The sequence below is a fragment of the Acidiphilium sp. JA12-A1 genome (genome assembly GCF_000724705.2).
Lineage (GTDB): Bacteria > Pseudomonadota > Alphaproteobacteria > Acetobacterales > Acetobacteraceae > Acidiphilium > Acidiphilium multivorum.
In genome coordinates this window covers 1-24,074 of record NZ_JFHO01000033.1, presented here as the reverse complement: position 1 = coordinate 24,074, position 24,074 = coordinate 1, and the positions used below count along the sequence as shown (strand labels likewise).

The window sequence follows — 24,074 nt, the reverse complement described above, 5'->3', positions numbered from 1 at the left end:
TGTGTGATGATCTTGTCATCGAAGCCCGGAAACCGGCGCTGGCGTTTGGCGATCAGTTGCGGATCGAAGCTGCCCGCACGGTCACGGGGAACCGCAATCTCGATCTTCTCCGTGCCGGTCGACACCGACTTGCGGCCGTAGCCGTTGCGGCTGTTCTCAGCTTCCGTATCATCACTCAAATGGTAATCCATCTCCGCCCTCAGGCCCGCTCCGCCAGAGCCTTCTTCTGCGCGTTCACCAGATCACCCGAGTACAGGGCTGCCGCCGCATCATCGCCAGTCAGCAACTGATCCAGTAAGTCCTCCGGGATCGCCAGTGCTTTCCGTCATGCCATATGGGGCTTCCTTTCTACCCATTATCCCAAACACACACAAAATTCAGGATAGTGCCCGATGCCCTGGTCGACGGGCGCCGCATCCGCATCCTGTGTGTCATCGACGACTTCAGCCGGGAGTGCCTTGCGGCCGTTGTCGACAATTCGATCTCCGGGGAACGCGTGGCCCGAGAACTGGATGCGATCGCCGAACATCGTGGCTCCGCGCCCCGCTGGCTCGGCGGCTCCCATTCCTGATGTGCTACGGAGCCGAACTCACTCCAAACGCCATGCTGAAATAGCAGCGGGATCGCGGTGTCGCATGGCACTACATCGCGTCAGGAAAGCCCATGCAAACGGCTTCGTCGAGAGCTTTAATGGCCGCCGCAGGGACGAATGCCTCAACGAACATCTGTTCCGCAGTTATCGACACGCAAGAGACATCATCGAAGAATGGAGGATCGGCTACGACCTGAACAAACCACACACGAGCCTCGACGGTCTCACCCCGACCGAACTTGCAAACTTGTCCAGAGCGGACCAAAACACGAACAGCGCCAACTTATGGACGCTGACAAATTGGGGAGCAGGTCAATTCCCTAATTTATTCGACATTCGGAATCGACTCAGCTCGGTTGCCTGACCGAGGATCGAGCGATCTCCGAAGCGGACGCAGCCTGCAATAGCGGCACGACCTGCGCCCGCAGCCATGCGATTGCCGGGTCACGGTCGTTCTGCATCGACCACACCAGAGCCACTGAAGGCAGGCGAAGGTCGAGTGGAATCTCCGCGACCGTGAGGCCGAAGCGCGGCGCATAGCGTGCTGCCATTCGCGCTGGCAACGTGGCGATGACCGGTGCCTCGGCGGCAGTAGCCAGAACGGTGAGAAAATCGGACGCCGCCAGCACCACATGCAGCGCCTTGCCGGCGCGCGCCAAAGCCTCGGACAGGCAGCCCTGAATATCGTCCTTCAACGTCATCAATGCATGCGGATGCGCAATGTAGGCGGCAGCGGTCAAAGGCAACCCGGGCTGCACGAGATCCGGATTGAAACAGCAAGCAAGTGACTGTTCAAACAGCGGCGTGCCGCAATGCCGTTCCAGCTCGTAGTCGAAACAGCCGATGGCAAGATCGAGTTCACCGTTATCCAGCATGCGATGTGCGTCACCCCGCGCAACCGAGCGGGTCAGCAAGCTGATGCCCGGAGCATGGGCCTGCAAATAGGCAGTCAGCCTAGGGAGCAGTAGAATCTCCAACTCAGACGAAAAGCCAAGCCGTACTATTCGCGTTTCGGATTGCGGGTCGAAGGGCTTGCCGTCTGTCAGGGTGTTCTGAATCTGCAACAGAAGCTCGCGCAGCCGCGGCGCCAGCGCGATCGCCTTGGCAGTCGGATTCATCGCCGTGCCGACACGGACCAGAACCTCGTCATCCAGGATAAGCCGCAGCGTTGACAGCGCGTGGCTCATGGCCGGTTGACCGAGTTTCAGCCGCTGCGCCGCCCGCGTCACGCTGCGCTCGGTCATCAGGGCGTCGAAGGCGACCAGCAGGTTGAGGTCGAAGGAACGGAGATTGAAGTGATCGATAGAGCGCATGACCGAAATCGATTTGCATGATGACCCCACGGACCATAGCTTCCCGTTCATGACGCAGCAATCCTCCAACGGCGCAGAACCCCCGCTCTCCTTCCGGGTCGGCGATGCGCTCGTGACCCGTATCCCTGAACTCCGCTGGACGAATGCCGATCCTGCCCGGCTCTATCCCGATCTCGACGCCGCAGCACTGGGCGCCTATGGCAGCCAACTTTCGGCCGGCTCCTACAATCCTGATACGGGCAAGCTCGCCCAGGGCACGCATTCCTGGCTGGTGCGGCATGCCGGGCGCGTCATTCTGATCGACACCGCCACCGGCAACGACAAGCCGCGGCCCAGCGCCCCGATGCTGGACCGTCTCGACACGCCCTATCTGTCCCGCCTTGCGGCCGCCGGGGTGACGCCGGAACAGGTCGATCTCGTCCTGCTGACGCATATTCATGCCGACCATGTCGGTTGGAATACGGTGCTGCAGGATAACACCTGGCAACCGCTCTTCACCCGCGCACGACATGTCTATTCCGAAACAGAGGCGCGTTACGCCGCCGCCTTGGACGGCTTCGCGCCTGCGCCCGATCTGCCTCCAGCAGATCTCGGCCGCGCGGATCATCCGCCCATGCCGCAGGTTTATACAGATAGTCTGAAACCAGTAATCGACGCCGGCCTGGGCCAGGCCATCGCGATCGACGGCAAGGAGATTGCGGACGGCCTCTCCTTCCATCCCGCACCCGGGCACAGCATCGACCATGCCGTTATCCGCCTACGCTCTCGCGGTGAGGAAGCCTGGTTCATCGCCGATATCATGCATCATCCGCTGCAGGCGTACCGGCCCGATCTGCGGTCGGTCTACTGCGAGTTTCCCAAGACAGCAGAGCAGTCGCGCCGCGGTGTATTGGCGCAAGCCGCTGAAAGTGGTGCTCTCTGCTTTTCCGCCCATTTTGCCGAAAGCGGCGCCGGCCGTATCACGCGGAACGGCCCCGGGTTCGCCTGGAAGTTCGTAAATCCCAAGGAAAACTCTGCATCATGAGCGACCTCGCCACCGAAAACCGGCTCATCCCGAGTGATACACCGGGCATTTCCCTCCATCTCCGCCGCAAGCGCCGCACCGGCATCGCCGCATTCGGAGCAGAACGCACCCTGCTGCTCATGCATGGCGCGACGCTCCCGGCCGAAAGCCTCTATGACGTGCCGGTCGGCGAAGGCGCTTTCATGGATGTGCTGGCAGAAGCAGGCTTCGATGTCTGGGCGCTGAATGTGCGTGGCTTTGGCGGTTCGACCCGCCCCGCCGGCATGGATGGGGCGCCGGACGCAGCCCCGCCTCAAGTCTCCACCGCGGAAGCGGTACGCGACCTGGCTACTGCTGTGGATCACATCCGGGCCGCGCAGGATCTTCTTCAGTTGACTCTCATCGGCATGTCCTGGGGCGGCACGGTGACTGGCACCTACAGCGCGACTCATCCCACCAATGTCGCGAAACTCGTCCTCATCGCCCCGCAATGGCTGAGCGACGGGCCGCCGCGCATTGATCCGGGTGGCCCGGTGCCGGCCTATCGCCGTTTCGATGTCCATGCCTTCCGCAACCGCTGGCTTGAAGGCGTGCCGACCGAGCGGCAGGAGGAGATTTTGCCCAGCGCATGGTTCGCCGCCTGGGCCGAAATCATTCTGGCGAGTGATCCGGCGTCCAAGGACGGCATCATTCGCGCCCCTGCCGGCGTCATCCAGGATGTGCGGGATTATTGGTCCGTTGGCCGTCCATTCTATGAGCCGGAAGCGATCACCGCGCCTGTGCTGCTTCTGCACGGCGAATGGGATCTGGATGTGCCGCTGCCGCGCATGTCGGCCCTCTTTCAGCGCCTCACTGGTGCCCGCTATCGGCGCTGGATCGAGATCGGCGAAGCCACACATATGATGGTGATGGAACGCAACCGCTGGCAAATTCTGAGCGAAATCCTGCTTTTTCTCCGCACATTGCCTGGATAGCCGCAGCTCGCGATGCATCGCGAGTGGTCCTGAAAGCAGTGGGCTTTCGGTAGAAGCTCGAGTGCAAGGGCGTATGCAGGCCGCAGTTTGATGCCGGAATTGGCCATCCGGTTCACTGGGCGTCGTGACAGTCGTCCGCAGGCGACTAAATCTGGTGCCCGATCACACCCGGTGCCGCATGAAGGCGGAAGGTGGTCTGTCCAGGATCCGCTTGAACATTGTCGTAAAAGCCGCCGGGCTTTCGTATCCCTGATCCAGTGCGACGACCGTAACCGGTGTCCCGTCCGCGAGACGCGAGAGCGCAGCCAGGACGCAGGCCCGCTGACGCCAGTGGAGGAGAGTAGTCCCGGTTTCACGCAGGAAAAGACGGTTGAGGCTACGCCGACTCATGGCAAGGCCGCGGGCCCAGTCATCGGCCGTAATCCGGATATCAGGGGCGTGCAGGAAGCGACGGCACAGCTCCAGCAACGCGGGGGACGCAGGAAGCGGCACATGAAGGGGTAAAGCCGCGGCACGGCCGATCTCGTGCAGCAATAGTTCGAACAAAGCCCCATCCCGTTCCCCGGCTTTGTAGTCCGCAGACGCTTCCACCGCTTCGATAAGCAACTGTCGTAACAAGGGCGTCACTTGCAGCACTTCGCAGAATTGCCCGGAGCGTGGTGCGACAGGTGGATCGACATACACACTGCGCGTGCTTGCGCGCTGCATCAGGACCTGATGCGAATGGCCCGCCGGGATCCAGACCGCTTGCTGCGGCGGCACGATCCAGGTACCGTTTTCCGTGTCCACCCGCATCGTACCCACGGCGGCGTAGAGCAGCTGCGCGCGGGCATGGCAGTGCCATGATAGCAAGGTCCCGTCCGGGTAGTCTGTGCCGAAGGCCAATACCGGCCGATCGATGCCGTCGCTGCGGGCGACAGGGATCTGGCGGCTGTTCATCGTGGCGTTCCCGTTTTGGCGCATTCTCGAAAATATCTGACCTATCATCGCAAGCAGGGCAAGATTTATCTGTGTAGAGCGATCCTGTTCGAAAGCGGGAATACGGCGTGCTGACCTACCTGATTCTGACTGTCTTTGGCGTCCTCAGCGGTGTGACAACGGTGCTCTTCGGCTTTGGCGGAGGCTTTGTCATCGTCCCGCTGCTGTTCTCGATCCTCACGGTGGATCTGGGGCGGGGTACGAGCGCGAGTCCTGCCGCCATGCACGTGGCGGTTGCCACGTCGACCGCAGTAATGGTGGTCAACTCTTTCATGGCGACGATGCGACACGCACGGCTCGGCAACCTCGTCGCGGCTCAACTCTGGCCACTCGCAGGATACATCGCGATCGGCGCAGGTATCGGAGCGATGCTTGCGACCAGCGCTTCCGATGACGTCATGCGCTGGGCCTTCGTGGCCTACCTGGGCGTGACAATCCTGGATTGCCTGCTGCGGCGCGGCTTCCTGTCCAGGGCAGCAGACGACGGCCCCCTGCCGAGGATGCCGGCCCAGTTTACGGCCGTTGCCGGTATCATCATAGGCACGATTGCAACCTTTCTCGGCGTGGGGGGCAGCGTGATGACGGTTCCGATGAACCGGCGGCGGGGCATGGACATGACTCGGGCCACGGCCATGGCAACGCCGCTCACCCTGCCGGTGGCATTGGTCGGCGCGGGCATCTACATGCTGCTGCCAGCCGATGCCGTAGCGGTCTCGCAATGGCAAGTGGGGAGCGTCGATGGGCTCGCCTTCGTCGTTCTCGTGATCGGGTCCCTGCTGGGCATCCGCGCGGCAGCACCCTTCATCGGGCGGATTCCGGATGGCTGGCACGCCCGGACCTACCTGCTTCTTCTGGTCGTCGTGCTGATCGGCATGATCGTCTGATCGCCCGCGGAAGCAGGCCGTCCGCGCCGTCGTCGGCCTTTCCCTTCACGCGATCGCCGGGGCGGCACAAAATTACGCCCAGGGGCGGTCGCCGACAGACGTGGGAAAGCGCTCGCGAGAGGGAATTCTGTGCACGTGGGTGCCAGAGAGATTAAAGACCGCCCCGCTATGTCGCTGGGGATGGGCGAAGCGACGCGTTTGCGCCGCTACCAGACATAGCGCACGGCGAAACCGAGATCTTGCATGGAGCTGTTATCGCCCCACGCTCCCTCCCAATAGACGTCACCGCGCCAATGTCCGGTTCCGATCACTTTCACTCCCGCGCCTGCCGTGTAAGCTGCTGTTGCTGCCACGGTCGCCGTCTGCACCGAACTCGCGAGTTGCAGCGTCTCAACGTTACTGTAGCGGCGCTGTCCGACGCTGCCATAGCCGCCGGTTGAAACGAACGGTTCGACAGTTCCGAAAGATCGGCGCAGGACCATGCCTCCGGTTATGCCCGCGGAGATCCGGCCGAGATCCGTGGCAAGCGCCTCATAGGTCAGACCCAAGCTGCCGGCCCGAGTCTCCACCACCGTCCCGATCTGTGTATGAGCGTAGGCCGCCTCGATATCCGGAGCCAGGAAGAACAGGCCCTGCCGCAGCGCATACTGCGCCCGCATCGCTGCCACGTCATAGAGTCCAGCCCCGCCGGCACGGGCACCGATGCCGAATTCCGGCACCGAGCGCTCGAAATTGTCAGAGAGACCGCCCACCGCATTACTGAAGGATATCTGGAGATGGCGATGATGATAAATCCCATAGAGGGCGATGCCGGTCTCTGTATTGTTTACCGTGCCGTAGCGGCCACTCGTGCCCGTGAACAACGCATTCACGGCAAAGCCCGCAATCCAGACGGGCGAGATCGGAAAGCCACGTCCGACCAGCGTTCCGCCTGTGTGGAAGTCGAAGTCATTCGCGCTCCCGAAATTCCCGAGCGCATGCATCCAGACGCCCGAACGCGCCGAACCTGCACTATCGCCGCCAAGGATTGCGTCAATGTCGTCGAACAGCGCCTCGTTGATGGCGAACCGGCTCGCAACATAAGCCCGGCCGCTATCGACCAATACCGGCTGCGGGCTGAGTTCGAGATACACATCATCCGGCTGGTAAACGACGCTGGGGAGGATGTAAGGGCCGAAGCTGCCCGCGTAGCCGACCTGCGAGAAAGTCCCGGAGACCCCGCCACTCGCGTGGATAAGGTCGTACTTGCCGCCGATTGCGTAGGTGCCAGAGCCGAGATCGATACCGAGCGCGCCGGAAAGCGTCGCCCGTACGCTCGCCAGCAGCGGAGAATAGCCGGTGCCGATCGTCGGGGTCGCACGGAGCACCAGCAAGCCGCTCCCGCTCTGGATGTAGTCGCCGCCGAGTCTGACCGATTGCCTGGAGCCGGAGAGATCGAATGTCGCATTGTTCGTCACCGCGGCGGAATCGACAATTCCACCGGTTCCTGAAAGCGCAAGCGTGCCGGCATCGATCGTCGTCGCTCCGGTGTAGGTGTTCGCCCCCGTCAGCACCAGCGCTCCGCCACCCTGCTTCACGAGATCGCCGGCGGGACTCCCCGGGGTCGCGTTGGAAATCACGCTGCCGATCGTGGTGGTTTTGCCGCTGGCAATATCGAAGGTCGGATCGCCCTCGAGCACGATCGGGTCAGTTATGGCCGTCGTGCCGGTGACACTCAGTTCCGCGGGCATCGTGGCCGTACCCAGAAGCGCAAGCGTCCCCGAACCCAGAGCGCTCGCAGATGCGATCTGCAGCGTGGCGCCGGCCAGGACCTGGATGCCGCCGTTGAACGTATTCGCCCCAACGGGATCAAGGACGATGACGCCGCCGGCACTCGGATTGGACGAGATGATCAGATGCCCTGGCGTGCTGCCATTGGCATTAGAGAAGACGCCTGTGAAGATCAGTGTATGGCCGGCGGCATTCAGTGTGCCACCCTTGCCGGTGATGGTGAAGGAGGCAGCCGTGGTGGCGTTGGCGTCGCTGGTCAGGCTGCCTCCGTCGAACTCGGTGGTCAGCGACGATCCGACGTCAGATAATTGCCCGCCCTGACCGGAGATATTGGATTGGGAGAGAAGGAAGCTGATGTAGCCGTTTCCAAAATTTCCGGCGACCGAGATGGCGTTGCCGGAGCTGCCGGCGGTCGCCGAGATCAGCGTGAACCCGCTTGCTTCGTAAGAACCGCCGCCGCCACCGCCGAAGCTCAAATATCCCGAGCCGCCGCCGCCGCCCGAATAGCCGCCACCGCCGCCGCCTTCGGTGGTCCCGGCTCCGCCGCCACCATAACCGCCCGCCTCGCCGTATCGTGCAACACCGCCGGCGAGAGACGGGTAGGCGGCGCCGCCGGTCGCGAAAGAACCGCTGTTCTGCCCAGCCGTAAGAAAGCCGCCCCCGCCCCCGCCATGGTCGTAGGGGTTAGCTGCGCCGCCATCGCCGTTGCTACCCCCGGCCCCGGCGCCCGCGCCACTGCCAGAGGCACCTGAGGTCGTAACCTGTCCGCCGCCGCCGCCGCCTCGATTGGAGCCAGCGCCGCCGCCGCCGCCCGCGACCACGACCAATGTGTTGCTCGACTGGTCGAACACGAAGCTACCTCCCCCGCCGCCGCCGCCGCCATAAGTCGAGCTACTCCCGGCCCCACCCGCAATGAGGTTCAGGACCTCGCCAGCGGAAAAATCATAGTCGCCGACGATCACGGCACCGGCGCCGCCTTGCCGTGAATTGCCACCATTGCCGCCCTGGGCGCCCGCGACTGTGATCTGGTAGGTTCCCGTGATCGCGATGCGCAGGGTTTGGGCGGCGCCGGTATAGCCAAAGGTGACGCTCTGAGCCCAGGCATTACCGACAATTGGCAAGCAGGCGAGAAGGATGCCCGCCACGAGAGTCCTGCGGGATTTCGACGCGGCGAGGCGAGATGTCACAACAAGCACAATCCGGAGTTTCTGGCATGGCGGGTAAGGAAACCGCATATCCACTTTCTTGCTTGTGATTCGATGAGGCGAAAATCCGTTTCGTCGTCTTTAGGCAGCAAAGGGTTAATATTGTGAGTATCCGTTCAGGCAATGGGCCGGAAATGACGCCCAAGGCCTTGCCGAAATGGCTCAGCAATGCGGAAGCGACGTCGCGACCGCCGTGCGCAAAGACTCGGGACAACGTCTCTTGTCGCCCTCAATGAGTGGTTGGGCAGCACTTTAGGTTCTGGCCTCAACTGATCCATGAGGTGACGGCGAGGACGAGACAGATACCTGCGAGGAAGTTTCGTGCGGTTTTGTCGTAGCGTGTGGCGATGGCGCGCCAGTCCTTGAGCCTGTAGAAGGCGCGCTCGATGAGATTGCGCTTTCTGTAGGCGACGGGGTCGAAGGCCGGTATGGCGCGGCGGTTGGGCATTGGCGAGATCACTGGCCTTGTGCCCTGCCTGGTGAGGAAGGCGCGGAGGTCATCGGCGTCGTAGGCTTTGTCGGCGATCGGGTCTTCTGACGGCGGCATGGTGGGCAGAAGGGCTCGGGCGCCGCTGATATCGGACGCCTGTCCTGGCGTCAGCAGGACGGCGGCGATGCGCCCCTGCTCATCCGCGACGGTGTGGATCCTGGTCGTCCGTCCACCCCTCGACCGGCCGATCGCCTGGCTTTGCACCCCCCTTTACCGCCCGCGGCCGCGCGATGTGCCGGAACCAAAGTGCTATCCACCATGGCGATGTGCGGCGGATCCGCGCAGGCGACAAGGGCGGCAAAAATCTCCTGCCAGAGGCCACGCTCGCTCCAGCGGTTGAACCGGTTGAATACGGTGGTTCATGGCCTGTAGACATCCGGAAGCGCTCGCCATCGTGAGCCCTCGCGAAAGCGATGCAGGATGCCGCTCAGCACCCGGCGATCGTCAACCCGCGGCTTGCCGCCGAGGTCCGGTAGCAGTGGCTCGATCGCTGCCCATTGCGTGTCGTTCAGCCAGAATAGCTCCGGCATCTTCCAAGCCCTCCGAAGAGGCTTGAATCAAACGCGCCGCCGTAGTCATGCAATAGGTACAGAACCTAGTTCCGGAAGCTAAGTGGTCGTCGGCCATCGAGTGCGTACGATTTCCCGCGTAAGCTGGCGGATATGGATGAACTATCCAAGGATTATCCGAGACGTCACTCCTGACGTACTCCCACGAAATATGGCCAGCTATTGGTAGGAAGGAGTCGGACAAACTCCTTGCCTTCCGAGTTGATCGGCCAACGGACCAACCAAGCGCAGCGGCTTATCGAGCATACCATCTACAGGCTGGGCGGTCGGCACTGAGTGAGGCGCTGATTGGCCGCTTCAGGACCTCATCGCTGGCCTGCCTATGCCCGCCTTGGTCGGTACCCGCCGATCCCATGACGGCATGAGGCGTTCGCTCTCAGGTGTGGTCTGCCGGCTCCGGGGCTGCGGCATATATTTCGGCTTTCGCGGCGACGGCGGCGTGTTGCGATCCCGGCATTCCACCATGAGCCCCGGAGTCGCTGTCTGCTGCGGCGACCAACACGCGCGATTCCGGTAACTGAACATCAAATATTTTGCGCGATAAAGTTCGAATGTTGGGCATCATTCCTCATACGGTCGATCAGTACCTCAAGACCCGCGTTGCGCCAGAGGCCAGGGCGCGGATTCTCGGGCGGGCGGGTTTTCCGGACGGGCAGACCTTCCGGCTCGATACGGAATATGACGACGAGGCCTGTTGCGCGCTGGTCGATGCCATCGCCACCGAAACCGGCACGACGACCGAAACCGTGTTCGAGGAGATCGCGGCGTTCTTCCTCGACTGGGCGGAACGCACCTTCTCGGGATTTTTCAAGACGGCGCCGGACACGCGGGGCTTTCTCCTGCTGCAGCCGGAGATCCACAACAGCCTCGCCTGCGGGTTACGGACCAGCGGGCAGCGGAAAGTCGCCGACAAGTTCAGGGTCGAGGCGCTGCCGGACGGGGTGCGGATGCATTACCGCTCATCGAACCGGCTCGGCTATTTCTACTGCGCGCTCGCCCGCTGCCTCGCCGCGCGTCGGGGCGAGGTGGCTGAGATCGCATTCCTAGACGGCGATGCCGGCGCGGCGTCCGCCATCATCGAGGTGCGGCTAAAGCCGGCGCAGGCGGCCTGACACGCATGGACCAAGCCGAAGCGATTGAGCGCGCCGCGATCGAGGCGCTGTGCCAGGCGATGTGCGGCGTTGTCACCGGTGATCTGTCGGTGCGGCTGCGGACCGCGAGCTCGGACCTGACGGTCCAGAAGATGACGCTGCTCGCGAATTTCATGCTGGAGACCGCCCAGCGCGCGGTGGAGCGTAGCCGGGCCTACGCCGGCGCGCTCGACAACGTGCAGCGGATCGCGCGGCTTTCGGCCTGGCAACTGATGCTGCCTGACGAAGAGGTCGTGCCGATCGGCACCGCGGCGGGCCTGCCGGCGACAGCGGCCGCGCCGCTGCGGGGAACCGCGTGGTTTCTCGAACGCGTGAGCCCCGGCCACCGGACCGCGATGGCCGCGCTATTCCAGGGCGATGACGGCGCGCTCGAATGGCCGGCGGCAAACGGCGAGGCCTGGTTCCGTACCGAGGTCGCCTTGCTGCGCGAGGAAGGGAGGCTCGCCGGGTATCTGGTGATCACCCAGGACATCTCCGAACGGCGGTGGGCCAATGAACGCATCCGCTATCTCGCCGAGCATGACCCACTGACCGGACTCGCCAACCGCAGGCGGTTGCACGAGGAGTTGGAGGCCGCGCTCGAGACAAGCCGTCGGCAGGGGACCAAATTCGCTGTTCACGTCATCAATGTCGACCGGTTCAAGACGGTGAACGAACTGCTCGGCCATGCCGCGGGGGACCGGCTGCTGGTCGATCTCGCCGCCTGCCTGCGGCAGGAAGCGCGGGAGAGCGACCTGATCGCCCGCATCGGCGGCGACGAATTCGTCGTCCTGCAGGCGGCGATCGGTGAGGTGCGGGACGCCGGGGCCATGGCCGGAAGGCTGCTCGAGGCGGTGAGCGTGCGGCTCGCCGAGATCGGGGCACGCGCGCTGGCGGCGACGGTCTCGATCGGCATCGCGCTGGCGCCGGATGATGGCACCACAACCGAGGCCCTGCTCTCGCATGCCGACATGGCGCTCGATCAGGCAAAAGCCGCCGGGCGTAACGGCTTCGCCTTCTTCAACACCGAGATCAACGATACCCAGCTCGCGCGGCGGCGGATGGAGGCCGATCTGCGCGGCGCCTGCGAGCGGGGCGAGATATCGGTGCATTACCAGCCGCTGTTCGAGATCGCGTCCGACCAGGTGATCGGCTTCGAGGCGCTGGCGCGCTGGCGGCGGGACGGCGAGGACGTCTCGCCCGCCGCGTTCATCCCGATCGCCGAGGAGTCGGGCAGTATCGTAGAGATCGGCAGCTTCGTGCTGCGCGAGGCGTGCCGTGAGGCGGCGGGATGGCCGGCGAAGCTGCGCATCGCCGTCAATATCTCTGCATTGCAGATCCAGGGCGGCGGACTGCCGGAGCTGGTCGCCGCGGTGCTGGCGGAAGCCGGGCTGGAGGCCGGGCGACTCGAACTCGAGGTGACCGAATCGCTGCTGCTCGCGGATACCCGAACGGCGACGGAAGTGCTCGCCGAGATCCGGGCGCTGGGGGTGACGATCTCGCTCGACGACTTCGGCACCGGCTATTCCTCGCTGGCCACGCTGCGGATGTTCCCCTTCGACAAGATCAAGCTCGATCGCTCCTTCGTGAACGACCTCGGCCGGCTCGGCGAGGCAGAGGCGATCGTGCTGGCGGTGCTCGGGCTCGGCCGCGCGCTTGACGTCTCGGTGGTCGCGGAAGGGGTGGAAACCGAGGAACAGGCCGCCATGCTGCGGGCGGCGGGATGCTCGCTGCTGCAGGGCTACCTGATCGGCCGGCCGGCGCCGATTGCGCGGTTCGGCGCCGAGGTGGGGCGCGGCGGCGCGGGCGGGATGGCGCGGACGCCGGCGCCGGCCGAGGCGCCCGGTTAGGCGCCCGGGCCAGCCAAGCTGGTAGCCTTCATACCAGTATAATATCCCGGCTTTAACTGGACGCCGCATCTGCCACATCGGTCCACAGGCAAACGGGAGATCGGCCGATGCGAGTATTCGTGACGGGAGCGACGGGGTTCGTGGGCAGCGCGGTGGTGAGGGAGCTGCGGCGGGCGGGGCATGGTGTGCTCGGACTGAGCCGTTCAGCGGCAGGCGCGGCGGCGCTGGAGGCAGCTGGCGCCGAGGCGTTGCGTGGCGACCTGGAGGATCTCGCCTCTTTGCGCCAGGGCGTCGCGGCGGCGGATGGGGTGATCCATCTCGCGTTCGGGCATGATTTCACGCGATTTGCGGAAAGCTGTGCGATCGACGAACGGGCGATCGCCGTGCTTGGCGGCGCGCTGGAAGGGTCGGGGCGGACGCTGGTGGTGACATCCGGCGTCGGCCTGCTGGCGCATGGGCGGCCGGCGACCGAGCAAGACCGGCCGCAGGGGATGTTTCCGCGCGCTTCGGAGCGCGCCGCCTCCGCCTTCATCGGCAAGGGTGTGAATGTTGCTATCGTGCGGCTGGCACAGGTGCATGACACGGCGCGGCAGGGCTTTGTCTCGCGTCTGGTCGGGCTGTATCGCGAAAAGGGGGAATGCGCAGTCATTGGCAACGGGGCGAATCGCTGGTCGGCAGTGCCGGTGGGCGATGCGGCAGTGCTGTACCGCCTGGCGCTGGAACGCGGCGCGCCCGAGGCGGTTTATCACGCCGTGGCCGAGGAGGGCGTGGCGCTGCGGGACATCGCCGATACGGTCGCGGCGCGGCTGGGCCTGCCGACGCGCGCCATCGAGCCGGACCAGGCGGAGGCGTATTTCGGCATGCTCGCCATGTTCGCGGCGCTCGACATGTCGGCGGACAACACGGCGACGCGGCTTACGCTGGGCTGGCAGCCAGCGGGGCGCGGGCTGCTGGACGATCTGCGCGAATTGCAAATTTGAGTGCGCAGGCTCAGGTAAGGCGGGCTAGTTTCATGACGATCTCGCGCGCGGGCAGCGTCTTGGCCAGAGGCGCCCCTGCTCATCCGCGACGGTGTGAATCTTGGTCGTCCGTCCACCCCTCGACCGGCCGATCGCCTGGCTTTGCGCCCCTCTTTACCGCCCGCGGCCGCGCGATGTGCCCGAACCAAGGTGCTATCCACCATGGTGATGCGCGGCGGATCCGCGCAGGCGACAAGAGTGGCAAAGATCTCCCGCCAGAGGCCACGCTGGCTCCAGCGGTTGAACCGGTTGAATTCGCTGGTTCGTGGCCCTTAGGCATCCGGAAGAGCTCGCCATCGCGAGCCCTCGCGAGCCCTCGCGAATGCGATGCAGGACGCTGCTCAGCACCCGGCGATCGTCAACCCGCGGTTTGCCGCCGAAATCCGGCGGCAGTGGCGCAATCGCTGCCCATTGCGTGTCGTTCAGCGAGAATAGCTCCGGCATCTTCCAAGCCCTCCGAAGAGGCTTGAATCAAACGCGCCGCCGTAGTCATGCAATAGGTACAGAACCTAGGGTTTGTGGGGATTCATCGTGAGTTGATGACGGCTGCGGCGAGGTGGATCATTGGCTGGAAGCTCTGGTCTGTTTTGCAGGCGCGCAGGGCGATGCGTTTGAACTCCTTGAGCTTGCAGAAGAAATTCTCGATCAGATGACGCCATTTGTAGGTTTCGTGGTCGATTTTCAGCTTCAGTGCCCGGGCCGGGTGCTGGGAAATGACGATCCTGGCGCCTCTTTCGTTGAGTTCTGCGACCAGAGCGTTGCTGTCGAATGCCTTGTCTGCGATCAATCCACCGAATTCGACGTTGTCGATCAGTGGCGGGACCTCGATGCTGTCATAACGATTGCCCGGCATGAGACGAAAGCGCACAAGGTTGCCCAAGGCATCCGTCAGCGCCAGAATTTTGGTTGTCATGCCACCTTTGGAACGGCCTATGGCCTGGCTTTGAGTCCCCCTTTTGCGCCCTGGCCGTGACGGTGGACCTTGACGATCGTGCCGTCGACCATGGCGTATTCCATATCGGGTTCATCAGATACCGCGTCGAAAATCCGTTTGAAAACATCAGCGCGACGCCAGTCGTTGAACCGGCGGTAGGCCGTGCTCCAGTTGCCAAACATCGAAGGCAGATCACGCCACGGACTGCCAGTACGGACAATCCAAAGCACCGCTTCCAGAAACAGCCGATTGTCCCGGCCGCTGCGGCCAGGGTCACTCGCCTTGCCAAGACAATGCGGTTCTATCCTCGCCCATTGGGCCTCCGTCAGTACAAATCGTTCCATTCACAGCGTGAATCACAGCCACCCCCAAATGGGAATCCTAAATCCCCACAAGCCCTAGAGCCGCGCTCTTGTGCTGCGCGGGGTATTGAGCAGCAGGTTGGTCTCGCTGGCGGTAATGCCGGGAATCAGCCGGACCCGGCGCAGGATGCCATCCAGATCGGCGAGGGTGGGTGAGGCCAGCTCGACGATGAGATCCCACCGGCCATTGGTTGTATGGATCTCGACCACCTCGGGAAAGGCGCTGAGGGCGCGGACCACCCGGTCGGCGGCGTGGCCTTCAACCTCGATCAGCATGAGGCCGCGTACCGGTGCGGCAACGGTATCGGCCCGCAGGATCACCGTGTAGCCGATGATCACGCCGCTCCGTTCCAGTCGGTCGATCCGTGCGCGAACCGTCGCCCTCGACACGCCGAGTTCGATCGCGAGGTCGGAAATGCTTCGCCGGCCGTCATGGCGGAGAAGGGTGATCAGCCTGTCGTCGAGCGGATCGTTCTGTACCATGAAGGAGGTGCCATTCTGATCAATTCAGCTTTTCAGAATGCTAGATACCACTTGAAAACATGTCAATTTTCCGGGTGCATTCCGCCGCCAGCCTCTGGTTTGATGTGTATGGCAATGGTGGCGGAGGAGCGATCGATGATGCAACGGAAGCAATGCCGCCTGATCGGTGTCCCGGTGCAGGATGGCGCCGGCCGGCCTGGTTGCGAAATGGGGCCGAGCGCGTTCCGGGCCGCCGGTATCGCGAGCGCCATCCGCGATCTCGGTCACGCAGTGGACGATCTCGGCAATATCGCACCCCGTCCGACAGCATCGAAGCCGCATGGCAACGGCACGGTGAAGTGCCTGCCGGAGGTTGCCGGATGGACGTCTTCTCTGGCCGAGGCTGCCTATTCGGCATTCGATGCCGAGGATGCCTTTCCGGTCTGCCTCGGCGGCGATCACAGTCTCGCTGCCGGGTCGCTGACCGGCCTGGCCCGCCGGGCGGCGGAGCGGCAGCGCGAATTCTTCGTGCTCTGGCTCGACGCCCATCCCGATCTCCACACGCTTGATACGACCCGAAGCGGCAACCTGCACGGCGTTCCGATGGCCTATGCCACCGGGCAGGCTGGGTTCGAGGGCTATTTCCCGCCGGCCGCGGCACGCATCCGTCCGGAAAATGTCTGCATGCTCGGCATCCGCAGCGTCGATCCGGCGGAGCAGCGCATCCTGGAAGGCGCCGGCATCACGGTTTACGACATGCGCGCCATCGACGAGCACGGCGTCGTCCCCCTGCTGCGTGACTTTCTTGCCAGGGTGGCGGCGGCGAACGGCCACCTGCATGTCAGCCTCGACGTCGATTTCCTCGACCCAGCAATCGCGCCCGGCGTCGGCACCACGGTTCCCGGCGGGGCCACCTTCCGCGAGGCGCATCTGGTGATGGAGATGCTGCACGACAGCGGCCTGGTCGGCAGCGTCGACCTCGTCGAACTCAATCCCTTTCTCGATGAACGCGGCCGCACCGCCATCCTGATGGTGGACCTGCTGGCCAGCCTGCTCGGCCGCCGCGTGCTCGACTATCCCACACGGAGCTTCTGATCATGATCCCGAACCTGAACATCGTGCCGTTCGTCAGCGTCGACAACATGATGAAGCTCGTGCTTCGCGTCGGCATCGAGCGCTTCATCGCCGGCCTCGCCGAATATGTCGAGGAGGATTTCCGCCGCTGGGAGACCTTCGACAAGACGCCTCGCCTCGCCTCGCACAGCGCCGAGGGCGTGATCGAACTGATGCCGACCAGCGACGGCCGCACCTACGGCTTCAAATACGTGAACGGCCATCCGAAGAATACGCGCGAGGGGCGGCAGACCGTGACCGCCTTCGGCGTCCTGGCCGATGTCGGCACCGGCTATCCAGTCTTGCTGTCGGAAATGACGATCCTGACCGCCCTGCGCACGGCGGCGACCTCGGCGGTGGCCGCCCGCCACCTCGCGCCGCGGGATGCCGCGTGCATGGCGATCATCGGCAATGGCGCGCAGTCCGAATTCCAGGCCGTGGCCTTCCGCGCCCTGCTCGGCATCCGGCAGCTTCGCCTCTACGACATCGATCCGGCGGCAACGCGGAAATGCATCCGCAACCTCGCCGGGTTCGGCTTCGACATCACGCCCTGCCAGTCGGCGGAAGAGGCGGTGGCCGGCGCGCAGATCGTCACCACCGTGACGGCCGACAAGCAATACGCCACGATCCTGACCGACAACATGGTCGGCGCCGGCATCCACATCAACGCCGTCGGCGGCGATTGCCCGGGCAAGACCGAACTGCATCGCGACATCCTGATGCGCTCCGACATTTTCGTCGAATACCCGCCGCAGACGCGGATCGAGGGGGAAATCCAGCAACTCGCGCCGGATCATCCGGTGACCGAACTGTGGCAGGTCATCACCGGCGCCGCGCCGGGCCGCGCCAATCCGGGGCAGATCACCCTGTTCGACTCGGTCGGCTTCGCAACCGAGGATTTCTCGGCCCTGCGCTATGTGCGGGACCAGTTGGCCGGAACCGGGCTCTACGAGGGACTCGACATGCTGGCCGACCCCGACGAGCCGCGCGATCTGTTCGGCATGATCCTCCGGGCGGCCGCGCCGGCGCCGGCGAAGGCACCGGCCGGGGCCTGACCCGTACCCGGTGGGGCGCTGTCGCGATTCTTTGTGCGTCATCCCCTTTGATTTCCCTTCCGTTTGCGTCAATCTGTATCCGCGAGAGGAAATCGGATGCAGAACCAGAACACCGAAAGCCCGGACCGACCCCGAGATTTGCCGATCGCCGACGAGCAATTCTGCGACCTCGCCGGCGGGATGCGCCTCTGTTACCGGGTCCGCGGCAACGGGCCGCCGATCCTGCTGATCGCCGGCCTGCAATTGCAGTTGCACTCCTGGCCGGTCGCCATGGCGGATGGGCTGGTCGAGCGCGGCTTCAGCGTCATCACCTTCGACAATCGTGACGTCGGCCGCTCGTCCCGCATCGGGATCGCACCGCCCTCGAAGCTGCAACTGCTCCTGCGCCGGGCCCGGACGCAGGACTACGACCTGACCGACATGGCGGCGGACGCCGCCGGCCTGCTCGAATACCTTCGCCTCGGCCCCGCGCATGTGGTCGGCATGTCGATGGGCGGGATGATCGCGCAGACCCTGGCGGCGACACGGCCTGACCTGGTGCGCAGCCTGACCTCGATCTTCTCGACCACCGGCGCGCGGCGGGTTGGCCAGCCGGCGCTGGCCTCGCTGCTGCGCCTGCTGCAGGGGCCGCCGCGCACGCGCGAGGCGGCGGTGCAGCGCTTCGTCGACTCGATGCGCGCAATCGGAGGCCGCGGCTTCCCGATCGATGCGGCGGCGCTTGCCGATTACGCCGGCAAGGCCTGGGATCGTGGCGGCCCGGACCGCGATGCCGGCATCGTGCGGCAGATCACCGCGATCGTGAAATCCGGCGACCGGACCGCGATGCTGCGGCGGATCACCGCGCCGACGCTGGTGGTGCATGGCGACCGGGACCCGATGGTGCACCCGAGCGGTGGCCGCGCGACCGCGGCGGCGATCCCGGACGCGCGCCTCGTCGTCATTCCCGGCATGGGCCACGACATCGCGCCGGGCGTGGTGCCCCGGCTGCTCAACCTGATCTGCGACAATGCGGCGCGGCCCCCATCCGCGGCCGCCGGTTCCGGATCGCCCGGTCCAACACGCTGACGCGCAGGAAATCCGCCATGGACACCACCCTCGAACAGAAGCTGCTCCACTACGCGGAGAGCCACAGTAATCGCCGGAATGTACTGATCCATTGCGTATGCGTGCCGGCGATCGTCTTCGCGGTGGTGGGTGGGCTGGTGGCGATCAATCCCGTCGTGGCGGGTATCGCGCTGATCGCCGCCGTCATCTACTACGCCTTCATCGACCCCGATCGGATGGTGGCCTTGCGCGCCGCGGCGGCGATGGCGGCCGTCCTTGCGGCGATGCTCGCGCTCTGGACCCTCGTCATTCCGCCGTCAGCGATCCTGCCGCTCGCGCTTGGCATTTTCGTCATCGCCTGGATAGGACAATTCGTCGGCCATCACATCGAGGGCCGCAAGCCGTCCTTTTTCGACGATCTCCGCTACCTGCTGGTCGGCCCCCTGTTCGTGATGCACGAAATGCTGCCTGGCCGGCGGCAGACGTGACCGTGGCAGACATCGTGCCTCCCACCCGCCGCCGCTCTGGTTGACCTGCGTCAAGGCTTCACCCGGAAGAACGTGGAATAGAAAGCCGCGCGGCAGGAGTTGGGCCGCTTCAATTGCGGTGGAGCCGGCCATGGCGGATCGAAAACATCCTGCGCGGCAGCCGCCGCGCCGCCCCCCGCCGCGGGAAGTGCGGCCCTCGCCGAACGCGCCCGTCCTGCCTTCGCGTCGCCGGGCCGATAGCGGCACGACCGCCATGCCGGGCTTCGCGACGTTCGACCGCCTTTCGCGCGCGATGTTCGCGCGGATCAGCCAGGGTGTGTCGCCGCTCGCCGTCGCCGATGCCTGGACAGACTGGGCGCTGCATCTCGAACTGGCGCTCGGCAAGCAGGAGGCCCTGGCGATGCGCGCGGCGACGTTTCTGCTCCGGCTCGGCTTCTGGCTTCCTCGCGCGGCCATCGGCGAACCTGAAAATCCGCCCTTGCGCCCCCCCGAGGGAGATCGCCGCTTCGCCGATGAAGGCTGGTCGGCCTATCCGTTCAACGCCATCGTCCAGGGCTTTCTCATCGCCGATGACTGGTGGCGGGAGGCAACACGGCAGGTGCCCGGGCTGGTGCGGCGGCACGAAGCCGAGGTCGCCTTCATGGCGCGGCAGATCCTAGATATTGCCGCGCCCACCAACATCCCGTGGTTGAATCCCGAAATCATTCGCCGGACCTTGCAGGAAGGCGGGTTCAATCTGCTTCGCGGATGGTCGAACTGGATCGAGGACGCGGAACGTCTTCTGGCCGGGCAGGGCCCCTATGGCGCGGAGGCGTTTCCCGTCGGCGAGGTGGTCGCGACGACGGCCGGGAAAGTCGTCTACCGTAACGAACTGATGGAGCTGATCCAGTATGCGCCCGCGACGGCAAAGGTCGCGGCCGAGCCTGTGCTGATCGTGCCGGCGTGGATCATGAAATACTATATCCTCGACCTGACGCCCGAGACGTCGCTGGTTCGCTATCTGGTGACGAACGGCCATACCGTCTTCATCATCTCGTGGATCAACCCCGACCGGCACGATCGCAACGTCGGCCTCGACGATTACCGGCGCCACGGCGTGATGGCAGCCCTCGATGCCGTATCCCGCATCGTGCCCGACCGTGCCATTCACGCCTGCGGGTATTGTCTTGGCGGAACGATCCTCGCGATCGCGGCTGCGACCATGGCGCGGGATCATGACGACCGGCTGGCGAGCCTGACCCTGCTCGCCGCGCAGACCGACTTCGCGGATGCCGGGGACCTGATGCTTTTTCTCGACGAGCGGCAATTCCTCCTGCTCGAGGACCTCATGTGGGATCAGGGCTATCTGGATACCCGGCAGATGGCCGGAGCATTTCAGGCGCTGCGCTCCAACGAACTGGTCTGGTCGCGGCTGATCCGCAACTACATGCTGGGCGAGCGTGACAGGATGACCCCTCTGTCGGCCTGGAACAGCGACCAGACCCGCATGCCGGCACGCATGCACAGTGAATACCTTCGCGGGCTGTTTCTCGAAAATCGGCTTTCAGCCGGCCGTTTTGCGGTCGAGGGGCGAGTCATCGCCCTGCGGGACATCCGCGTCCCGCTGTTTGCCGTTGCCACCACGCGCGACCATATTGCGCCCTGGCGTTCGGTCTATAAGATCGCGCTATTCGCAGATACGGATATCACGTTCGTGCTGGCATCCGGCGGGCACAATGTGGGAGTCGTGAATCCGCCGAACCAGTCCATCGGCACATTCCAGATCCTGACGCGCCGCCACGGCGAGCGCTATGTCGATCCGGACACCTGGGCAACGCTCGCCCCGGAGCGCCAGGGAAGCTGGTGGCCGGCGTGGCGTGACTGGATCGGCGGCGTCGGCACGGGCTGCGCGGCAGATCCGCCGCCGATGGCAGCGCCATCGCGAGGATTGCCGGTGCTCGGCGATGCGCCGGGGGCGTATGTGCACGAACGTTAGGTTCTGGACTTGACTGATCCACGCGGTGGCGGCGAGGACAAGACAGATACCAGCGAGGAAGTTTCGTGCGGCTTTGTCGTAGCGTGTGGCGATGGCGCGCCAGCCCTTGATCCTGCAGAAGGCGCGTTCGATGAATTTGCGCTTCTGTAGGCGACGGGATCGAAGGCCGGCATGGCGTGGCGGTTGGGCATGGGTGAGATCACCGACCTGCTGCCCTGCCGGGTGAGGAAAGCGCGGCGGTCGTCGGCTTTGTAAGCCTTGTCGGCGATCAGATAGTCTGGCGGCGACATGGTCGGCAAAAGGGCTCGGGCGCCGCTATTTCAGACGTCTGTCCTGGCGTCAGGAGGATAGCGGCGATGCGCCCCCTGCTCATCCGCGACGGCGTGAATCGTGGTCGCCCGTTCACCCCTCGACCGGCCGATCGCTTGGCTTTGCGCCCTGTACCTATCTGGCCGCAGCTTATGATTCTTCATAGCCGTGTCGGGCTGATCGGTTGAGAGCAGCCCTTTTGCCCCTTTGCCGTTGAGCACCTTGGGGGGTTACGCGCGCCTCATCCGGTCGCCCGTTTTGTACGCCCAGTGGGGAGTCGCGCCTTGACTGATTGCAGCCGTGAGCGCCAGTACAGGGAACGGCGAAGCGGCGCGGTGGCTTGGCACAACAGCAAGCGGGAGGTAGCCATCGACACTGAATCGCTCGTCCTCGTCGGCATTGACTGGGCGAGCAGCGCACACCAAGTCCGCTCGATGGGAGCCGAAGCAGCCGGTCCAGCGAGCGTTCGCCATAACGCCGCCGGGATCGGCGCGATGGTCGATTGGTTGTGCAGCCAGGCCAAGCAGCCGGGCCAGGTCAGCGTTGCAATCGAGACGCCGCATGGGCCGGTTGTCGAAGCGCTGTTGGACCGCGGCATCGCCGTGTTCGACATCAACCCCAAGCAGCTTGACCGTTTCCGCGACCGCTTCTCGCCGGCCGGTGCCAAGGACGACCGCCGCGACGCCCTGATGTTGGCCTCGTCGCTGCGCACCGATTGTCGCTGTTTTCAGCGCGTGGAAGCACTCGACCCTGCCGTCGTGGAATTGCGCGAGTGGTCGCGTATGGCCGAGGAACTCAAGGGGGAGTGTATCGGTCTGGCCAACTGCGCCCGTCAGCAACTTTGGCGATACTACCCGCAGGTCCTCGATCTCACCGAAGACGTCGGCACCGACTGGGCACTGGCGCTGTGGGCACTATCCTGAATTTTGTGTGTGTTTGGGATAATGGGTAGAAAGGAAGCCCCATATGGCATGACGGAAAGCACTGGCGATCCCGGACGACTTACTGGACCAGTTGCTGACTGGCGGTGACGCGGCGACAGCCCTGTACTCGGGTGATCTGGTGAACGTGCTGAAGAAGGCCCTGGCGGAGCGGGTTCTGAGCGCGGAGATGGATTATCACTCGGTAACGACACGGAGGTCGAGAACAGCCGGAACGGCTACGGCCGCAAGTCGGTGTCGACCGGCACGGGGAAGATCGAGATTGCGGTTCCCCGTGACCGTGCGGGCAGCTTCGATCCGCAACTGATCGCCAAATGCCAGCGCCGGTTTCCGGGCTTCGATGACAAGATCATCTCGATGTATGCGCGGGGGCTGAGCACCCGCGAGATTGCGGAACATCTGCCCGAGATCTACGGCATCGATGCGTCGGCAGAACTGATCAGCACGATTACCGATGCGGTGCTGGACGAGGTGACGACCTGGCAGCAGCGCCCGCTGGGCCCGGTCTATGCTGTAAAAGTGCAATCGTACGCCGTCGTTCAAGATCGCGGACGATCTTGCCGTAGCGGAAATTACGCCGCCAAGCCGAATCATCAACGCCCACGACACGCGCCGGTATCAGAGGTGATGTACCGCGCCGGCGCACCACCCGCAGCAGCGTGTCGTTGCTGACCGGGATCATCAGCCGCCCGGCAAAACCAGCTGCCGGCCGACCACCGAGTGCCAGCCCAAGATGCTGAACAATCGTATCCAGTCGTGCGGTTCGGCGTGCCCATGGTGCCAGTTCCCTGAACCGCTCGGCGAAAATCCGCCGGCTGCACCGAGCCTCGTGGCAATAGAACCGGCGCGCAAGAACAACGAGCCGGACCATTCGTCCACCAGCGGGCAGATCCGCCAGGCGGCGATGGTAGCGACTATGAACACGAAAAGACGCCCGCCCACAGTTCGGGCAAATACCGCGCCCGGCCACCGCGCGAACCCTGATGGTGGCCGTATCTCCTTCTGTCTCTACGCTTTCCGCGTAAGCGCAGTCTGAACGACGGCCTTGCGTTGGCGAGTGAGCGCTACGCGGCGGCTGGTAGAGTGGCCTGAGTTTTCCAGTTCCAAGGCAGCAGGGTGTCGATTTCGTTGGCCTTGGTATGGCCGGCGACGATGCGTTCGAGGATTTCGGTGAGCCAGGCGAGCGGCTCGACGCCGCTGAGCTTTGCGGATCCGATCAGCGTCGCCATCAGCGCCCAGTGCTCGGCGCCGGTGTCGTTGCCGGCGAACAGGGCATTCTTCCGTCCCAGGGGGATCCGGCGGATTTCGCGCTCGACGGTGTTGGTATCGAGTTCGATCCGGCCATCGTCGAGGAAGCGGGTCAGCCCCTCCCAGTGCCGCATGACGTAGCGCATCGCCTTCGCCAGTTCCGATCCTTTCGAGATACACAGCAGTTGCTCGTCCAGCCACGTGTGCATCGCCTCGATCTCCGGGCGGGATCGCTCCCGCCGCACGGCGAGGCGGCGTTCGGCGGATTGCCCGCGGATCTCGGCCTCGATCGCATAGAGCCGCGCGATCCGGGGCGAGCGCCTCGGCCGCGATCGGCGCTGCGTGGCCTGGTGGAATTCGTAGAAA

19 protein-coding genes and 4 pseudogenes are annotated in these 24,074 nt (G+C 64.5%); 14 read left to right on the top strand and 9 right to left on the bottom strand.

Annotated elements, in window-relative coordinates; genetic code table 11:
• Positions 1–316 (bottom strand): annotated as a pseudogene (locus RT91_RS20390) (transposase); the annotation flags it as partial.
• A gap of 18 nt (positions 317–334) precedes the next feature.
• Here RT91_RS20390 and RT91_RS22480 point away from each other — a divergent pair.
• A pseudogene (locus RT91_RS22480) lies at positions 335–878 on the top strand (integrase core domain-containing protein); the annotation flags it as partial.
• Positions 879–939: 61 nt separating this feature from the next.
• Here RT91_RS22480 and RT91_RS06690 read toward each other — a convergent pair.
• Positions 940–1,905, bottom strand: coding sequence for a LysR substrate-binding domain-containing protein (locus tag RT91_RS06690; RefSeq protein ID WP_035186344.1), 966 nt, complete (start codon positions 1,903–1,905; stop codon positions 940–942).
• On the opposite strand from RT91_RS06690, the gene RT91_RS06685 reads away from it, so the two are divergent.
• Together RT91_RS06685 and RT91_RS06680 are read left to right on the top strand one after the other, a co-directional pair.
• The gene (locus tag RT91_RS06685; protein WP_013640303.1) at positions 1,904–2,929 is read left to right on the top strand and encodes an MBL fold metallo-hydrolase; all 1,026 of its coding nucleotides are present in this window, start codon (positions 1,904–1,906) and stop codon (positions 2,927–2,929) included. The two genes, RT91_RS06690 and RT91_RS06685, sit on opposite strands and share 2 nt — an antisense overlap.
• Positions 2,926–3,882, top strand: a complete 957-nt coding sequence (locus tag RT91_RS06680) for an alpha/beta hydrolase (RefSeq protein ID WP_035186343.1) — start codon at positions 2,926–2,928, stop codon at positions 3,880–3,882. Before RT91_RS06685 ends, RT91_RS06680 begins: the two co-directional genes overlap by 4 nt.
• A 162-nt stretch (positions 3,883–4,044) precedes the next feature.
• On the opposite strand, the gene RT91_RS06675 is transcribed toward RT91_RS06680, so the two are convergent.
• On the bottom strand, positions 4,045–4,821 hold the full coding sequence (locus RT91_RS06675) for a helix-turn-helix domain-containing protein (RefSeq protein ID WP_013640305.1): 777 nt from the start codon (positions 4,819–4,821) through the stop codon (positions 4,045–4,047).
• Between the two features lie 107 nt (positions 4,822–4,928).
• Here RT91_RS06675 and RT91_RS06670 point away from each other — a divergent pair, with 107 nt between their 5' ends.
• Positions 4,929–5,744 (top strand): sulfite exporter TauE/SafE family protein, encoded by an 816-nt coding sequence (locus RT91_RS06670; RefSeq protein WP_035186341.1) that lies wholly within the window; start codon positions 4,929–4,931, stop codon positions 5,742–5,744.
• A gap of 206 nt (positions 5,745–5,950) precedes the next feature.
• On the opposite strand, the gene RT91_RS22870 is transcribed toward RT91_RS06670, so the two are convergent.
• Together RT91_RS22870 and RT91_RS20380 are read right to left on the bottom strand one after the other, a co-directional pair.
• Positions 5,951–8,659 (bottom strand): autotransporter-associated beta strand repeat-containing protein, encoded by a 2,709-nt coding sequence (locus RT91_RS22870; protein ID WP_035186339.1) that lies wholly within the window; start codon positions 8,657–8,659, stop codon positions 5,951–5,953.
• A 325-nt stretch (positions 8,660–8,984) separates the two neighbouring features.
• Positions 8,985–9,739 (bottom strand): annotated as a pseudogene (locus RT91_RS20380) (IS5 family transposase).
• 590 nt (positions 9,740–10,329) lie between these two features.
• On the opposite strand from RT91_RS20380, the gene RT91_RS06655 reads away from it, so the two are divergent.
• The 3 genes from RT91_RS06655 to RT91_RS06645 all read left to right on the top strand — a co-directional run bounded on the left by RT91_RS06655 (position 10,330) and on the right by RT91_RS06645 (position 13,738).
• A complete protein-coding gene (locus RT91_RS06655; RefSeq protein WP_035186337.1) occupies positions 10,330–10,890 on the top strand; it encodes a heme NO-binding domain-containing protein in 561 nt (186 codons plus the stop codon).
• A 5-nt stretch (positions 10,891–10,895) separates the two neighbouring features.
• Complete coding sequence (locus RT91_RS06650) at positions 10,896–12,758, top strand: bifunctional diguanylate cyclase/phosphodiesterase (RefSeq protein WP_035186335.1); 1,863 nt, start codon at positions 10,896–10,898, stop codon at positions 12,756–12,758.
• A 107-nt stretch (positions 12,759–12,865) separates the two neighbouring features.
• Positions 12,866–13,738 (top strand): SDR family oxidoreductase, encoded by an 873-nt coding sequence (locus RT91_RS06645; protein ID WP_035186334.1) that lies wholly within the window; start codon positions 12,866–12,868, stop codon positions 13,736–13,738.
• A gap of 565 nt (positions 13,739–14,303) precedes the next feature.
• Here the strand turns inward: RT91_RS06645 and RT91_RS20370 are convergent.
• Both RT91_RS20370 and RT91_RS06635 read right to left on the bottom strand, forming a co-directional pair.
• A protein-coding gene (locus tag RT91_RS20370; protein WP_152982802.1) for an IS5 family transposase occupies positions 14,304–15,055 on the bottom strand; the annotation gives its coding sequence in 2 pieces (ribosomal slippage) (positions 14,304–14,725 and positions 14,725–15,055; 753 coding nt in all).
• Positions 15,056–15,109: 54 nt separating this feature from the next.
• A complete protein-coding gene (locus tag RT91_RS06635; RefSeq protein WP_007424761.1) occupies positions 15,110–15,556 on the bottom strand; it encodes an Lrp/AsnC family transcriptional regulator in 447 nt (148 codons plus the stop codon).
• Positions 15,557–15,670: 114 nt separating this feature from the next.
• On the opposite strand from RT91_RS06635, the gene rocF reads away from it, so the two are divergent.
• The 7 genes and pseudogenes from rocF to RT91_RS20365 all read left to right on the top strand — a co-directional run.
• Positions 15,671–16,630, top strand: a complete 960-nt coding sequence (gene rocF, locus RT91_RS06630) for an arginase (RefSeq protein WP_035186331.1) — start codon at positions 15,671–15,673, stop codon at positions 16,628–16,630.
• Between the two features lie 2 nt (positions 16,631–16,632).
• A complete protein-coding gene (locus RT91_RS06625) occupies positions 16,633–17,703 on the top strand; it encodes an ornithine cyclodeaminase (protein WP_007424759.1) in 1,071 nt (356 codons plus the stop codon).
• 96 nt (positions 17,704–17,799) lie between these two features.
• A complete protein-coding gene (locus RT91_RS06620; RefSeq protein WP_007424758.1) occupies positions 17,800–18,768 on the top strand; it encodes an alpha/beta fold hydrolase in 969 nt (322 codons plus the stop codon).
• A 17-nt stretch (positions 18,769–18,785) separates the two neighbouring features.
• Positions 18,786–19,235 carry a DUF962 domain-containing protein gene (locus RT91_RS06615; protein ID WP_035186330.1) on the top strand — a complete coding sequence of 150 codons (450 nt, stop codon included), beginning with the start codon at positions 18,786–18,788 and terminating at the stop codon, positions 19,233–19,235.
• Positions 19,236–19,365: 130 nt separating this feature from the next.
• Positions 19,366–21,210, top strand: a complete 1,845-nt coding sequence (locus RT91_RS06610) for an alpha/beta hydrolase (protein WP_035186328.1) — start codon at positions 19,366–19,368, stop codon at positions 21,208–21,210.
• Between the two features lie 593 nt (positions 21,211–21,803).
• Positions 21,804–22,442, top strand: coding sequence for a transposase (locus RT91_RS06605; RefSeq protein WP_082468552.1), 639 nt, complete (start codon positions 21,804–21,806; stop codon positions 22,440–22,442).
• Between the two features lie 61 nt (positions 22,443–22,503).
• Positions 22,504–22,970, top strand: a pseudogene (locus tag RT91_RS20365) (transposase); the annotation flags it as partial.
• Here the strand turns inward: RT91_RS20365 and RT91_RS23000 are convergent.
• Positions 22,909–23,430: a transposase family protein gene (locus RT91_RS23000; RefSeq protein ID WP_205408955.1), complete on the bottom strand. Its 522-nt coding sequence runs from the start codon at positions 23,428–23,430 to the stop codon at positions 22,909–22,911. The pseudogene RT91_RS20365 and the gene RT91_RS23000 sit on opposite strands and share 62 nt — an antisense overlap.
• A 94-nt stretch (positions 23,431–23,524) precedes the next feature.
• Positions 23,525–24,074, bottom strand: a 550-nt coding sequence (locus RT91_RS06595; RefSeq protein WP_152982801.1) for a transposase, incomplete at its 5' end; no start/stop codon positions are given.